The following is a 13,642-nucleotide window of genomic DNA, read 5'->3' on the forward strand; positions in this document are numbered from 1 at the left end:
GCTGAAAAAGATATCTTGACGTCAAGATAAATCTACCACGCGTCAGACGCGGTCGAAGACCAGGCCACGCCGCTTGGCGAACCGGTAGAACAGCTCGATTCCCGCCGCTCCCACCGCCCCGACCGCGATCCCCCAGACCAGCTCGGGCGACAGCGGCACGTGCATCTGGAAGAACTCGGCCGTGAACGGGATCACGCAGACAAGCACCATCGCGGCCGCCACGGAGCCGAGCAGCGCGAGCCTCGGCCCGCTGAGCGGCCTGGTCAGCACGCAGAGGATCCAGAGCGACACGCAGAACAGCGCGATGGTGGTCACGCTCCTCGCCTCCCGCAGCGGGATGCTCCTGTACAGCGGCAGGTACGCCACGATCGCCGTCGCCCCGGCGATCAGCCCGGTCGGGATGGAGTACCTGAGCACGCGGTGCAGCACCCCCGGCGTGTAGATGCGCGCGTTCGGCGCCAGCGCCAGGAAGAACGACGGGATGCCGATGGCGAGAGTCGAGACGAGCGTCAGCTGGCGAGGGAGGAACGGGAACGGCAGCAGCAGGGCGGCGCTCACCAGCGCGAGCACGATGCCGTAGACCGTCTTCGCCAAAAAGATGTTGGACACCCGCTCGACGTTCGCGATCACCCTGCGGCCGAACGCGAGCACGTCCGGCAGCCGGTCGAACCTGTTGTCGAGCAGCACCAGCCTGCTCACCGCCTTGGTCGCCGCCGTCGCGCTGCCCATCGCGATCCCGAGGTTCGCGTCCTTGATCGCCATCGCGTCGTTGACGCCGTCGCCCGTCATGGCCACGGTCCTGCCCTGCTCGCGCAGCAGGCCGACGGCCGTGCGCTTCTGCTCCGGGCTCACCCTGCCGAAGATGCTGGCGGTGCTGAGCGCCTCGGCGAGCGCCGCGTCGTCGGCGAGGGTGGACGCATCCACTGCCTCTCCGTCGAGGTGGAGGGTGCGAGCGATCGCGGCGACGGTGACCGGGTTGTCGCCGGACATGATGACGACGCGCACCGCCTGCTCACTGAAGTATGAGAGGGTCTGCCGTGCTTCCGGCCGTACCGTCTCGCTCAGCACGACGAGCAGTGCGGGATGCACGACCCTGCCGTCCAGCGACACGTGCGAGCCGGGTGGCAGCGGCTCTGCGCTGCGCGCCAGGGCGAGCGTGCGCTGGCCGGTGGCCGCGATGGCGTTCGCCTTCGCGAGCTCGTCCTGGTGCGCGGCGAGCACGCGCTCCGGGGCTCCGAGCACCCAGGACGACTCCTCGCCGTCGACGGTCATCACCAGGCCGCTGTACTTGGTGGCCGACGAGAACGGCACCCGCTTCAGCACCCGGAAGCGATCGGAGCGGAACGCGCTCGACAGGATGCCGGATGTGGCGTTGCCCGCATCGTCGGCGCCGAACGCGGCGAGCGCGATCCTGGCCAGCTCCTCCGGCACGTCCTGTCCGGCGGGTTCCGTCCTGTCGAAGACGAGTTCCCCGGTTGTGAGCGTTCCCGTCTTGTCGAGGCACAGCACATCCACCCTGGCGAGGACCTCCACCGCCGCGAGCTCCTGCACGAGCACCTTGCGGGCGGCGAGCTGGATGGCGGCGACCCCGAAGGCGAGGCTGGTGAGCAGCACGAGGCCTTCCGGGATCATCCCGACCACGGCGGCGACCGCGTCCAGCAGCGCCCGGCGCCAGCGGGCGTCCACGAACAGCTCGCTCCACCCTCCGTATGCGAAGACGCGGCCGACGAGGGTGATCAGGATGACCGGGCCGAGGATCCAGGACAGGTACACCAGGATGCGGTTGGTCGCGTCGCGCAGTTCGGAGTGCACGAGCGAGTGGCGGCGGATCTCGCTGGTCAGCTTGCTCGCGTACGAGTCGGCCCCCACCGCGGTGACGACCGCGTATCCGGTGCCGGAGGCGACAAGCGATCCGGACAGCAGCAACGCGTCCTCGTCTTTGAAGACCGGGTCGGACTCCCCCGTCAGCATCGACTCGTCGAGCGACAGGCCGGTGCTCTCGACCACGCGGGCGTCGGCGGGGAGCTGGTCGCCCGGCCGCAGCACGAGCAGGTCGTCGAGCACGACGCCCTCCACCGGCACGGTGACGACAGCGCCGTCCCTGCGCACCCTGCTCTCCGGCGCCGCGAGCAGTGCTGCGCGGTCGAGGACGACCTTCGCCCGCACCTCCTGCACGATGCCGATCAGCGCGTTCACCACGACGACGCCGTAGAAGAACCCGTCGCGCAGGTCGCCGAGCACGATCACCGCCAGGAAGCAGACGGTGAGGATGCCGTTGAACAGCGTGAAGATGTTCTCCCGCAGGATGTCGCCGATGGAGCGCGAACTCGGCTGGCGCTGGATGTTGCCGCGACCGTCCCTGTGACGTTCGGCGACCTGTGCGCTGGTCAGCCCCTCCCTGGTTCGCGCATCCAGCATGGCCTACCCCTCTGCTGGCTTCTTCTGCGGAGTCGGGAACTGTCCGCGCACGACGAACCAGGTGATCAGGAGGAGCGGCGCGTAGAGCGGGACCCCCATCAGCAGCTTGGTGAGCGCGAGGGCGCTCGTGGCCGCGTCGGTGTGCGCGAGGTAGAGCGGGACCTGCACGAGCAGCCGGGCGGCGAACAGCAGGAACCAGAAGAACGTGAGCGCCTGCATCACCCGGAATTTGCTGCGGACGCTGCGCCAGGCGAGCCCGTCGCCCATCAGGTAGCCGGCCGCCAGGCCGATCAGTGGCAAGCGGACCAGCATCGAGATCAGCAGTGCTGCTCCGTATGCGGCGTTCGTCCAGATCCCGAGGATGAAGTTGTCCTCTCCCCGCCCGGTGATGAGGGCGAGGATGGCGGAGATGCCGACGCCGAGGAGACCGGCGATGGCCTGGGTCACGGGCGTCTTGCCGATGATGCGGATCGCCGTGAAGATCACCGCGACGGCCACCGAGCATCCGATCGACAGCGGCACGTCCTTGGTGAACGTGAACAGGATCAGGAAGACGAGGCCCGGGATGATCGTCTCGGCCAGGCCGCGGATGCCGCCGAGCGCGCCGAGCAGCGCGACGCCGGTGGGTGTGTCGCTGTCTGCCAGCTGCCCGAGCCCGGACTTCTGCGCTGCCCGGGCGATGGACTCGCCGATGGACGCGGCAGCTGGATTCTCCTGCTCGGACGGGTGCCCGGACGGGCGCTCGTCGTCGTGCTCCCTGCCGGAGCGGTCAGTCACGGTGTCCTGCCTAGAGGGAGGTGTAGCTGTCCGGGCCGGACTCCGGCGCGGTCGGCATCCGGAGCGGGATGAGGTCCCTCGGCGGCATCGGGGAGTTGCCGCGGACGACGACGATGCTGCGGAAGAGGTCTTCGACGAGAGCTGCGGCGTCCGGCTTGATGGCCGCGTCTCCCGCGATCACACCGCGGAGGAACCAGCGCGGTCCGTCGACGCCGACGAAGCGTGCGACGCGCGTCTCGCCCGGACCGCCCGCTGGGGCGGCGACGGGGATCTCGGCGACCAGCTCCGGCCCGAACACGCCGTCGCGCTCGGAGGTGCGGCCGCCCTGGCGGTTCACCTGCTCGGTGATCTGCTCGCGGATCTCGTGCCACAGACCGCTCGACCGCGGCGCGGCGAACGGCTGCACCTGCAGTGTGGAGTTGGCGTAGTCCAGTCCGACGGCGACGACGCGCTGGGTCTCCTCCTCGACCTCGAGGCGGAGGTGCAGGCCTTCGCGCGGGAGGATCTTGACCCCGCCGAGGTCGACGTACGGACGCACGGGGTTGGCTTCGCTCTCGTCGAGCGGGCCCTCCGTCGCGCGATCCTCCGGCGCCGACTTCTCCCAGCTGTCGCCGGTGGTGTCGTTGGTGTCGCTCAAGCGTGTTCTCCTGACTGGGTGGTTCTGTAGCCGGACGACCCGAAACCCGCTGTTCCGCGGTGGCTCTCCGGCAGCCGGTCGACGGGCTGGAAGACGGCCCTGGTGACCGGCATGACGATCAGCTGGGCGATCCTGTCGCCGACGGCGATATCGTACGGCATCGAACTGTCGGTGTTCAGTACGGTCACCCGGATTTCGCCGCGGTATCCGGCGTCCACGGTGCCCGGCGCGTTCACGATGGTGATGCCGTGCTTCGCCGCGAGGCCGCTGCGCGGGACCACGAACGCTGCGAACCCGTCCGGGAGGGCGATGGAGACGCCCGTCGGCACCGTGTGCCGCTGTCCCGGCGCGAGCGTGACGGCCTCCGCCGCGCACAGATCGGCGCCGGCGTCGCCGGGGTGGGCGTAGACAGGGAGGGTGTTCGCGATGATCGGAACGTCAACGGTATCGGTCACGTGTCGAGGGTAGTGCAGAAGTCTGATCGAATAGGAGCATGGACCTGTACCGTGAGCGCCTCTGGCCCGCCCCGTGGCTCTACATCTCGACCGCCCTCGTGATTCCCGCGACCATCCTCGTGTTCGCGCCGATCAACATGATCGTGGGCATCGTCCTGGCGATCGTGTTCTACCTGGCGATCGTCGGGATGATCATGGCCTCCGCCGCGCCCGTCAGGGTCACCAGCACCGAGCTGATCGCCGGGCGTGCCAGCATCCCACTCGAGTTCGTCGGGGAGCCGACGGCGTACACCGGGGAGGACGCGTCGCTGCAGCGCGGCCGACTGCTGGATGCGCGCGCCTGGATGCTCATCCGCGGCTGGGTGAAACCCGTGGTCAAGATCCCGGTGCTCGACGCCAGCGACCCGGCGCCGTACTGGCTGATCTCAACAAGAAACCCGGACCAGCTGGTCCGGGTTCTCGGTGAGGCTCGACTCGCGTCGTGAGCGATCGCTGCTAGGCGGCGCACTCCACGCAGATCGGTCCGAGCTTCGTCTCGTGATCGATCTGCGAACGGTGCTTCACCAGGAAGCAGTTCACGCAGGTGAACTCGTCCGCCTGCGGCGGGAGCACCACGACGTCCAGGTCGAGGTCCGACAGGTCGGCTCCGGGAAGCTCGTAACCACCAGGGTTGTCCGCGTCCTCGACGTCGACAACTCCGGACATCTTGTCCGGGACTCGCTCCTTGAGGGCCTCGATCGACTCGGAGTCGTCTTCGGTCTTTCGCGGTGCGTCGTAATCCGTTGCCATGCCCATCCACTTCTCGTACTTAACGGCCGATTCTTCGCAATCGGCGGCCATAGTTTGCATCATCGGGGTGCGAATAGCAAACCACTCGGGTGCCTCTCGGCTATTGCTCGGTTTTCAACTTCCGGCACGCCACGGTTATTCCCCGGAATCAGGCACTTCCCGTGGCATCCTGGGCCGGTACGTACGCAGCTGGGAAGGCATCCACCATGCAGGATTTAAAGGTCATCGGGGTCGAGAACGGCGCTCTGCTCGCCGTCGGTGACGACGGTGAGCGGTTCCGCATCGCCGTCGACGATGTGCTGCAGTCGAAGATCCGCCAGGTCAGGCAGGAGACGTCGGCCACGGCGCCCAAACTGTCGCCGCGCGAGGTCCAGGCCCACATCCGCTCCGGCATGTCCGCCGAGGACGTCGCGAGCGTCACCGGTGCGCCACTCGACTACGTGCAGCGCTTCGAGGGACCGATCGTCGCCGAGCGCGAGCACATCGTCGCGAGCGCGCTGAGCGTTCCGGTCGTCACCACGGCGGACGTCGATCCGCTCGGCGAGGGCAACACGTTCGGCTCCGTCATCCGCGACAGGCTCGCCTCCCTCGGCGTCGCCGGCGAGCGCTGGGCGAGCTGGAAGGACAGCGAGGCCGGCTGGATCGTCAAGCTGGAGTTCACGGCCGACCAGATCGACCACGACGCCCGCTGGGGCTACGACGCCCGCAAGCACTCGCTCTCGCCGCTCAACTCGGAGGCGACAACGCTCTCCCAGGCGGGCGAGCTGAAGGGCGGCACCCTCATCCCGAGGCTGCGCGCCGTGATGCCGCACGAGGGAGAGCCGGACGAGTCGCGCTTCGACAGCGGAGCATTCACGTTCCCGGAGGCCCCCGACCTGCTCGGCCCGGAGATCACGCAGCCGCTCGAACCGCTGACCTACAACCGTGCCCCGAACGGCGCGAACAACTCGATCGCCGTCTCCGCCATCAAGCGCGCGGACGACGAGACGCCGCGCGATCTGCACCAGACCGCCGACCTGCTGGAAGCCCTGCGCCGCCGCCGCGGTGAGCGCGAGGCCGCCGTGTACGACGAGCCGGTGGATGTGCTCCGCGACGTCCCGGAGGCGGGCGACGCTCCGTTCCGGGTGGTCGACGAGCCGATCGCGATCTTCGACACGCCCGTCGAGCAGGCACCGTCGGCGCCGGAGCAGTCTGCGCCGTCCACGCCGTCGTCGCAGTCGTCGTCCGCGTCAGACCCGTCCGGATCGTCCGCGTCATCCGCCTCGGCCCGTGCGAGCAAGAAGGGCCGCGCATCCATGCCGAGCTGGGACGAGATCGTGTTCGGTGCCCGCACCGACGACGACCTCGCCTAGTCGCCGTGACCGCCCGGAGCATCCGCTTCGTGGCGGTCGTCTAGGATAATCGGATGCCATCCGCCGACGCCTCCCTGCGCTCCATCGGAGTCGGCCTCCGCGGCCACGACAACGCCCTGGGCTTCATCCGCCTGGTGCTGGCGTTCGTCGTCCTGGTCGACCACAGCTTCCCGCTCGGCGGCTTCGACGAGGGCTTCTCCCGCTACACCGGGGAGCAGGCGAATCTGGGCGCGCTCGCGGTCGGCGGCTTCTTCGCCATCAGCGGCTATCTCATCGCCAAGAGCGGCCTGTCGACCGACCTGCTGCAGTTCCTCTGGCGCAGGGCGCTGCGCATCTTCCCCGGCTTCCTCGTTGTGCTGCTGGTCGCCGCGTTCGCCGTCGGCCCGGTGATCTGGATGCTGGACGGGCACACCTTCCTGTCCTACTTCGCGCTCGCGCCCGGCAGCCCGTGGCACTACCTGGCGTCGAACTGGACGCTGGCGATCGGGTCGTACGGCATCCGGGACATCTTCGCCACGACCACGCCGTACGGACTGCTCACCGGCGCCAGCGTCTTCAACGGCTCGCTCTGGTCGCTGACCTACGAGTGGACCTGCTACCTCGTCATCGCCGTTCTGCTGGTCACGGCCGTGCTGCGCAAGGCGAGGCTCGTCGTCGCCGTCATCGTCGTCGCGCTGTTCGTGGCCCAGATCCTGCAGATCCTCCAGCCGCACGCCGTCGAGTCCGTCTTCCCCCTGCTGACCAGCGAGCTCATGCTGCGCCTCAGCTACCCCTTCATGGTCGGCGCCCTGATCGCGGTGTATTCGCGTTCCGTCCCCCTCGACCACCGCCTCGGCGTGATCAGCGGGATCGTCTACTTCGCGACCCTGTTCACCGGCGGATACGCCGTCTTCGGCGTCCCGGCCGGCGTCTACTTCGTGCTCTGGCTGGGCGCGGTGCTCCCCGCTCCCCTCCGCAGAGTCGGCCGCACCAACGACTACTCCTACGGCGTCTACATCTACGGCTTCCTGGTGCAGCAGACGCTCGCGTACTTCGGTCTGTACAGGCTCGGCTATCTCCCGTTCCTGCTCGGCGCGACGGCCATCACAGCGGGATGCGCCTGGCTGTCCTGGCACGTCATCGAGAAGCGAGCGATGATGCTCAAAGACTGGGGCCCCGGCCGCGGCATCGCGCACTGGTACCGATTGGGGCGCGGTCTGCTGATCGGTCGGCGGAAGCTTCGACCCGTGACCGAAATCTCGAACGCTGCTGCAGACCCCGCTGGTATTCCAACGCGGAACAGAACCAGCATCCGTTCTCACTGAGCAAGCGATGGATCGCACGTCAGCTTCCGCTCAGGGTTGTCGTGGGATCGAGTCTCGCAGCCCGCCCCGCCGGATAGAGCCCGGCGAGTAGAGCGAGCACCACTCCCGAAGCCGCTCCCACCGCAGGGATGAGCGGGTCTATCACCGGCGCCCAGCCGTTGAGCGCTGACAGCCCTATGACGAGGTCTACTCCCATAACAACGCCGACGACAGCGCCGACGAAGCCGAGCAGCAAAGCCTCTAGCGCCAGCTGCCCGAGAATCCCTCGCGGGGTAGTCCCGAGGGCCAACCTGAGTCCGATCTCTCGACGTCGCCCCATCACCGAGACGAGGTAGGTGTTCATAATTCCCACTCCGCCGATCACCAGGATGATCGCAGACATGATGTACATGACGAGTGTTGTCTGGGCATCGATGGTGTCCTTGAGCGTCGTCGGTTCGAGAGGGAAGCCGACCGAAACACGCTCAGGTCGAACGGGGTCGAAGATTCGCTTGCTCTCCTCGCCCACCTGCTCCGCAGCCCCTGGCTGAACCTCGACGAGAACCTTCGCGTCATCGACAAGCGGCACGTCGCCGTCGAGGGCCACGTTGAGCGGGAGCACGACTGAGTTGACGAGAGCCCCCTCCGCTCTCCGATCATCGAGCACACCGCTGACCGTGAAGGCGTTCTGTCCGATAAAGATCTTCAGGCCGGGTCGGTAGGTGAGACCGAAATCGCGCATCACTCCTTTTCCGACCATCGCGAGCGCATCCCCGCGCGCCTGGTGCCCATCGTCGTATCGTGCACCTGCGATGATCTTCGCCCCGAGCACAGGCAACGCGGACGGCGACGCGACCATGAGGCGAAACGATGGACTGGATTTCGCTGCTCTGCGCTCAGGAACTGCGTCGCGCCGGAATCCGGAGATCTCCTGGTCCCCTGCCAACGGGATGGTGGCGACGACACCCACGCTGCTGACACCGTTGAGTGAGGAGACGCGCCGCACGTGGTCGCCCTCGCTGACGGCGAGAAGCTCCCGGGTCGTCACGTCACGGAGCAGCGTCTCATGAGTGAGGGTGATTCGGTGCGCAAGGAAACCGTTGAACGTGTCTGAAATCTGCGCCGCCGCTGTGGCGGAGAGTCCGGAGGTCGTAACGAGCACAGCGATGCCCAACACCATCCCGAGCGCGGTGAGCACGTTGCGAGCTCCCCGAGACGCGAGCGAGTTTCCGGCTTCACCGAACGCCAGCCGCCATGCGATTCCTCTTCGCTTGTGTTCACGATTTCGGCCCGACTGCGAGTGCGGCGCGGTCCCGAAGCTGAGGCCAGCGGTCAACGGGCCGGGGGCATGGGTCGTGACTTCACGGTCCCTCCGGATCTCGCGAGTGACATCGGTGACAGCCCCGTCAACGATTGCGAGCACGGTGTCACACCGCGCAGCAAGGTCACGATCGTGTGTGACGATAACAGTGCATCGTTCACTGGTCGTCACCGAACGAAGCAGCCCGAACACTTCGTCGGCACGTTGCGTATCGAGATTCCCCGTTGGTTCGTCGCAGAGCAGCAGTCGAGGATTCGCGACGAGCGCGCGGGCGATCGATACCCTCTGCTGCTCACCACCCGAAAGCATGGACGGCAGCGAGTTCATGCGCTGGCCGAGTCCAACGGACTCGAGCGCTGCGATGGCCGTGCGCAGCGCTTCGGCCCGATCGACCCCCAGTATCGTCAACGGCAATCGGACGTTTTCGACGGCGGTTTTGTATGGGATGAGGTGGAAGGCCTGAAAGACGAATCCGATGTGTCGCACCCGAAAACTCGCCCGTTCCTTCTGGGACAGGTCAGCGATGTTCAGACCGTCGATCTCGACGCTGCCGTGTTCGACGCTAAGCAAGGTGCCGAGAGTATTCAGAAGTGATGACTTTCCCGATCCCGAGCGACCGACCAGTGCAATGACTCTGCCGCGGTGAAGGTCCAGGTCGACATCGTTGAGGATGCGTCGCTGCTCGCCATTTGAAATGTAATCTTTGGTCAGCGCGCGAATCCGCACCATCGGCGTGACATCAGGATCGACCATCAACGATGACTTCCTGACCCACCTCGAGTGCGCCCGCTATGTTGCATTCGCCTTCAGAAGAGAAAACGACCTTTACAGGTACGTCTCTTGTCGACGGCTTCTTTCCGCGCTGCGAAACTGTCACGAACGACTCCGCGCCGGTGGTCCAAACCGCAGACGCGGGGACTGTGAGCGCGTCCGCCGGGCCGAGTTCGATTACGACCTGGGCCACATAACGTGACTTCGTGAGCTGCACATCGGCGGGCACGATGATTCGCGCTGACTCGCCGCTCTCGGCAACGCCGACGTCCGGCACCGCCGATCCCGTCTGCGACGCGGGCGAAGGCTCATGGACGATATCGGCAACGGTGAACCCTGCGAGATCCGGGAAGTCGGAGAGGATCACCGATTGTCCGGGAACAAGCGAAGTGGGAAGACGGCCGCTCGGCGCTGCGCACTGCAGCACTTGGGTGCCCGCTCCGAACGCGACCCGCGAGTTACTGATGTCGGAACCTCTCGTGGGGAGTTCCCCGATCGCACTGACTCGATCCGTCGACGTGACGATCACTTCGTCACTCTGGAAGTAGCGCGTGTGGCCAACCGAACGCTGCGTTCCAGGGGACTCTTGTCCGCTGGTCTCTGATCCCTCGATCGGGGCCGAAGAAATCGGCTGGCCGCGTTCGTCGACAGGCGTGTCGTAACCGCGTTCATCGTAGAACGCGATGACTGCCGCAAGTGTTGCCTGTCCGAATTCTCCGTCCGCCTGCGCCGATAGGTGGCCGAGTGTTCTCAGACCCTCCTGGAGCTGGAACACGTCGGGCCCGCTCATGCCGACGCGGAGGTCACGATAGAACTCAAGTTCCCCGGGAAAGACGAACACAGGACGACCATTGATCTCCATGAGCAGAGAACCGATCGCAAACTGCCCTTCCGAGGCCGCTCCCACACGTGTGACAATCGCTTTTCCGCTCTCCGCCCCGTCGTCGAAACGAAGTTCGACGACGCGCTCATGGGTCGCCGAGCACATCACCTGAACGGCAGATCGGAGCCGTTTCGTCGCAATCGGGACGCTCGTGACCGTTGGCGGGGGCGGGTGCGCTTCCGCTGCCTTTTGTCCAGGGCTCTTCAGTGATTGACCCAACACGAATCCTGCAGCGGTAAATACGATCACCCCCGTAGCGACGACGGCGAGCACTCGTCGACGATTCATCCGTTGAGAATCTCCCTGGACGTCACCTGGGCGCGGTCCTTGAGTGCCCGATACTCCACGAGGACGGGCTCGATTGCGGATTTGAATCCAGTGAGATGGCGATCGACGATCGCATTGTGGCGCGACGTGAAGTCTGTGCGAGTCCGGCACTTCGCGTCATCGACAGCGAGTTCATGAGCCTCACTGGCGGCCATCGATTCAGCCATTGCTCTCGCAGTGTTCGGATCTGCCGGTTGGTGGGAAGTCACCTCGGCCATGCATCCCGCCCATGCTTGAACGACCTTCTTGTATTCGGTCGACTTCTTCGCATGCTCAGCGACGAGCATGACCGCGCGGAGCATCGAGAAACCGGTGATCCGGTTCCCAGCCTCGACCGTTCCGTAGATCGATGCGAGAGCCTCCGCCTCGCATCCGGTCGCGGAATAGCTGGACATTCCTTCTCCGAACACGTCGGGGACATCGACTCGCGCCCCGTCACCGAAGTATGCGCGTCGGGATGCGTCCTCGACCGGCTCTTCCGCATCGTCCTTTGCGGTTGCTCCGTAGCCCTCCCTCTTCGCATCATCCAGGCTGAGATCGGCGATGCCGACCATCTCATCGATCGATGGCAGCACCGCCCCGAACATCCCTTGTCGATACGTGACGCCGGCGGACGCCATGCACGTGTCGATGAGCTTGTTCTTCGCCTGCTGTGCAATATCGTCCGGAAGGGCTGCTCCTTCGAATTGGGTTCTGATGTTGGCATCGGGGGTAGCGGGCAGGTCATATTGCGGAATGCTCCCGCCCAGATCGGCGCCCGCGCCATCGGAAGGAGCCGCGGAGCAGGCCGTCAGCAGCCCCCACGACAAGCCCACAAGCGCGAGCACACCAAGAAGTCGATTCGTCTTCATCGTTCCTCATGTTTCAAGCGCCGCTGGAACTGGAGTCCATGAGCGCCCCAGTCCCAGCGGCATGCGTAGCGCGGTTGTCTTAGCCGACCAACACGAAGTCGGCCTTGTTGTCCTGTGCGACGCCGATACGGTGCCACTCATTCGGAGCAGTTACATCGACACGCTCGTGCGACACCCAGGTCAGCGTGTTTCGCAGGTCAAGCCACTTGGTATTCGAGGCATTGATCCAGGACGACGTGCGGTTGCCCATCGACTTGGTGACCTGAACCGAACCGTTGCCGATGCTCAGGGTGCTCCCTGAGTTACCAGGCCAACCAATGAACGCGTCGACATTGAAGTCCCTCCCATCGAAAACACACCAGGTTCCGTCGGGGCAGCCCCCTTGTTGAGCCGCACTCGCCGGTGCAGCGATGAGCGCAGCCGGCACGAGAACGGCAGCTGATGCAACAGCCGCGATGAGTCGCTTCGAGAATTTCATAATTTCCTAACCTGCTTGTACACGATATGCAAAGCGGAACATTCTCCCCCGTACACATACGGCTTTAGCAGGTTAGCATCATAAACTTCACATACGCGCCACAATCAGCCCGCAGCCCCGAAGCGGAGAAGAGGAACCCGCGTCTCGTCGTCCGTGAGCGAGCCGTGCTGGCCGATCATGCCGCGTCCGGTGTCGAGGCGGTCGCGCGCGTCGTAGTACGCCACCCGCTTGCGTGCACCGACGAGCACGTCGCCGATCCGCTGTGCGACCTCCGGATGCACGGTCGGCCCGAACCAGCCGGCGTCGATCGCCTCCTGCCTGGTGGCGATCCACGCCCTGTCGCCCTCCGCGGAGCGCCACCGCTCTGCGACGGTCTCCGCGTCGTGCGCACGGTCGAGGTGCAGGTGCAGGAAGCGCGGCTCCCCCGCGATCAGGCGCACACCGTCGACCAGCTCGGGCGCGGTATCGAAGAGGATGTGGCCGCTGACGGGAACGTCGACCACACCATGGTCGGCTGTCAGCAGCACGGCCTGCCGGGGGCCGAGGCGGCGGGCCAGGGAGGCGACCAGCGCATCCAGGGTCTCCAGGGCGGACGTCCACTCCGGCGACTCCCAGCCCTTCGCGTGGGCGAGCTGGTCGAGTTCGGCGACGTAGAGGTAGGTGAGGCCGGGGCCGGGCGTCTGCAGGATCTGCTCCGCCGCGCTGAACCGGTCGGCCATCGTGCGGCCGCCGACGAATTCCGCCCCGCGCAGCACGGCGGCGGTGAAGCCGGACTCACTGTATTTCGGCAGCCCGATCGCGCGGGTGGCGACCCCCGCATCCCGGGCCTGCTCGAAGACCGTGCGCGACCGCTGCCAGGTGGCGGGGTCGAGGCGGTCGTCCCAGCCGGAGAGCTGGTTGACGATCCTGTCGTTTGCGGCGTCGAGCACGCGGTAGCCCACCAGGCCGTGCTCGCCGGGCATCGTGCCGGTGGCGAGGGTGGCCAGCGCGGAGGCCGTCGTGGTCGGGAAGCCCGCGTCGATGGTCGTCGTCTTGCCGAGCAGCGGGGCGAGCGTGCGGGCGTGGCCGGAGCGGGCGCGCAGCGACGATGCGCCGAGGCCGTCGACCACCACGACCACCACGTGGTCGAGTGACGGGAGGCCGAGGGCGTTCTGCCCGCCGCCCAGCGCCGCCAGGGAACTTGGCAGAACAGCGGCAAGGCTCGCTCGTGTGGTGAACGCGGCCGGTAGCATGGGGGGCATCCGGCCCAGTTTGTCACACCCGTGACCACCTCGCCGCCCCTCTCTCCCCTCCCGAGATT

General features: G+C 66.4%; 13 protein-coding genes. 3 read left to right on the forward strand and 10 right to left on the reverse strand.

Going from position 1 to position 13,642, the window contains the following annotated elements; all coding sequences use genetic code 11:
* Nucleotides 1-42: 42 nt before the first annotated feature.
* Genes HF024_RS11150 through dut form a run of 4 tightly spaced genes read right to left on the reverse strand, consistent with a single transcriptional unit; the run spans nucleotide 43 to nucleotide 4,287 of the window.
* A complete protein-coding gene (locus tag HF024_RS11150; protein WP_168689595.1) occupies nucleotides 43-2,418 on the reverse strand; it encodes an HAD-IC family P-type ATPase in 2,376 nt (791 codons plus the stop codon).
* A 3-nt stretch (nucleotides 2,419-2,421) separates the two neighbouring features.
* The gene (locus tag HF024_RS11155; RefSeq protein ID WP_168689596.1) at nucleotides 2,422-3,195 is read right to left on the reverse strand and encodes a DUF3159 domain-containing protein; all 774 of its coding nucleotides are present in this window, start codon (nucleotides 3,193-3,195) and stop codon (nucleotides 2,422-2,424) included.
* A 10-nt stretch (nucleotides 3,196-3,205) separates the two neighbouring features.
* A complete protein-coding gene (locus HF024_RS11160; RefSeq protein WP_085367818.1) occupies nucleotides 3,206-3,832 on the reverse strand; it encodes a DUF3710 domain-containing protein in 627 nt (208 codons plus the stop codon).
* Complete coding sequence (dut, locus tag HF024_RS11165; RefSeq protein ID WP_168689597.1) at nucleotides 3,829-4,287, reverse strand: dUTP diphosphatase; 459 nt, start codon at nucleotides 4,285-4,287, stop codon at nucleotides 3,829-3,831. The genes HF024_RS11160 and dut overlap by 4 nt, the downstream gene beginning before the upstream one ends.
* Before the next feature lie 38 nt (nucleotides 4,288-4,325).
* On the opposite strand from dut, the gene HF024_RS11170 reads away from it, so the two are divergent.
* Nucleotides 4,326-4,772 (forward strand): DUF3093 domain-containing protein, encoded by a 447-nt coding sequence (locus tag HF024_RS11170; protein WP_168689598.1) that lies wholly within the window; start codon nucleotides 4,326-4,328, stop codon nucleotides 4,770-4,772.
* Nucleotides 4,773-4,782: 10 nt separating this feature from the next.
* Here HF024_RS11170 and HF024_RS11175 read toward each other — a convergent pair whose 3' ends face one another.
* Nucleotides 4,783-5,076, reverse strand: a complete 294-nt coding sequence (locus HF024_RS11175; protein ID WP_026307201.1) for a DUF4193 domain-containing protein — start codon at nucleotides 5,074-5,076, stop codon at nucleotides 4,783-4,785.
* Between the two features lie 206 nt (nucleotides 5,077-5,282).
* Between HF024_RS11175 and sepH the strand changes: the two genes are divergently transcribed.
* Together sepH and HF024_RS11185 are read left to right on the forward strand one after the other, a co-directional pair.
* Complete coding sequence (gene sepH / locus HF024_RS11180; protein WP_168689599.1) at nucleotides 5,283-6,428, forward strand: septation protein SepH; 1,146 nt, start codon at nucleotides 5,283-5,285, stop codon at nucleotides 6,426-6,428.
* Nucleotides 6,429-6,481: 53 nt separating this feature from the next.
* The gene (locus HF024_RS11185) at nucleotides 6,482-7,732 is read left to right on the forward strand and encodes an acyltransferase (protein ID WP_168689600.1); all 1,251 of its coding nucleotides are present in this window, start codon (nucleotides 6,482-6,484) and stop codon (nucleotides 7,730-7,732) included.
* Between the two features lie 19 nt (nucleotides 7,733-7,751).
* Here the strand turns inward: HF024_RS11185 and HF024_RS11190 are convergent, their stop codons facing one another.
* The 5 genes from HF024_RS11190 to HF024_RS11210 all read right to left on the reverse strand — a co-directional run bounded on the left by HF024_RS11190 (nucleotide 7,752) and on the right by HF024_RS11210 (nucleotide 13,583).
* A complete protein-coding gene (locus HF024_RS11190; protein WP_168689601.1) occupies nucleotides 7,752-9,785 on the reverse strand; it encodes an ABC transporter ATP-binding protein/permease in 2,034 nt (677 codons plus the stop codon).
* Nucleotides 9,772-10,959, reverse strand: coding sequence for a peptidoglycan-binding domain-containing protein (locus HF024_RS11195; RefSeq protein ID WP_168689602.1), 1,188 nt, complete (start codon nucleotides 10,957-10,959; stop codon nucleotides 9,772-9,774). The genes HF024_RS11190 and HF024_RS11195 overlap by 14 nt, the downstream gene beginning before the upstream one ends.
* An 11-nt stretch (nucleotides 10,960-10,970) precedes the next feature.
* On the reverse strand, nucleotides 10,971-11,864 hold the full coding sequence (locus HF024_RS11200) for a hypothetical protein (RefSeq protein ID WP_168689603.1): 894 nt from the start codon (nucleotides 11,862-11,864) through the stop codon (nucleotides 10,971-10,973).
* A gap of 79 nt (nucleotides 11,865-11,943) precedes the next feature.
* On the reverse strand, nucleotides 11,944-12,342 hold the full coding sequence (locus HF024_RS11205; RefSeq protein ID WP_168689604.1) for a peptidase inhibitor family I36 protein: 399 nt from the start codon (nucleotides 12,340-12,342) through the stop codon (nucleotides 11,944-11,946).
* A 104-nt stretch (nucleotides 12,343-12,446) separates the two neighbouring features.
* The gene (locus HF024_RS11210; RefSeq protein WP_247597082.1) at nucleotides 12,447-13,583 is read right to left on the reverse strand and encodes a nucleotide pyrophosphatase/phosphodiesterase family protein; all 1,137 of its coding nucleotides are present in this window, start codon (nucleotides 13,581-13,583) and stop codon (nucleotides 12,447-12,449) included.
* Nucleotides 13,584-13,642 lie beyond the last annotated feature (59 nt).

It is taken from the genome of Leifsonia sp. PS1209, assembly GCF_012317045.1.
Lineage (GTDB): Bacteria > Actinomycetota > Actinomycetes > Actinomycetales > Microbacteriaceae > Leifsonia.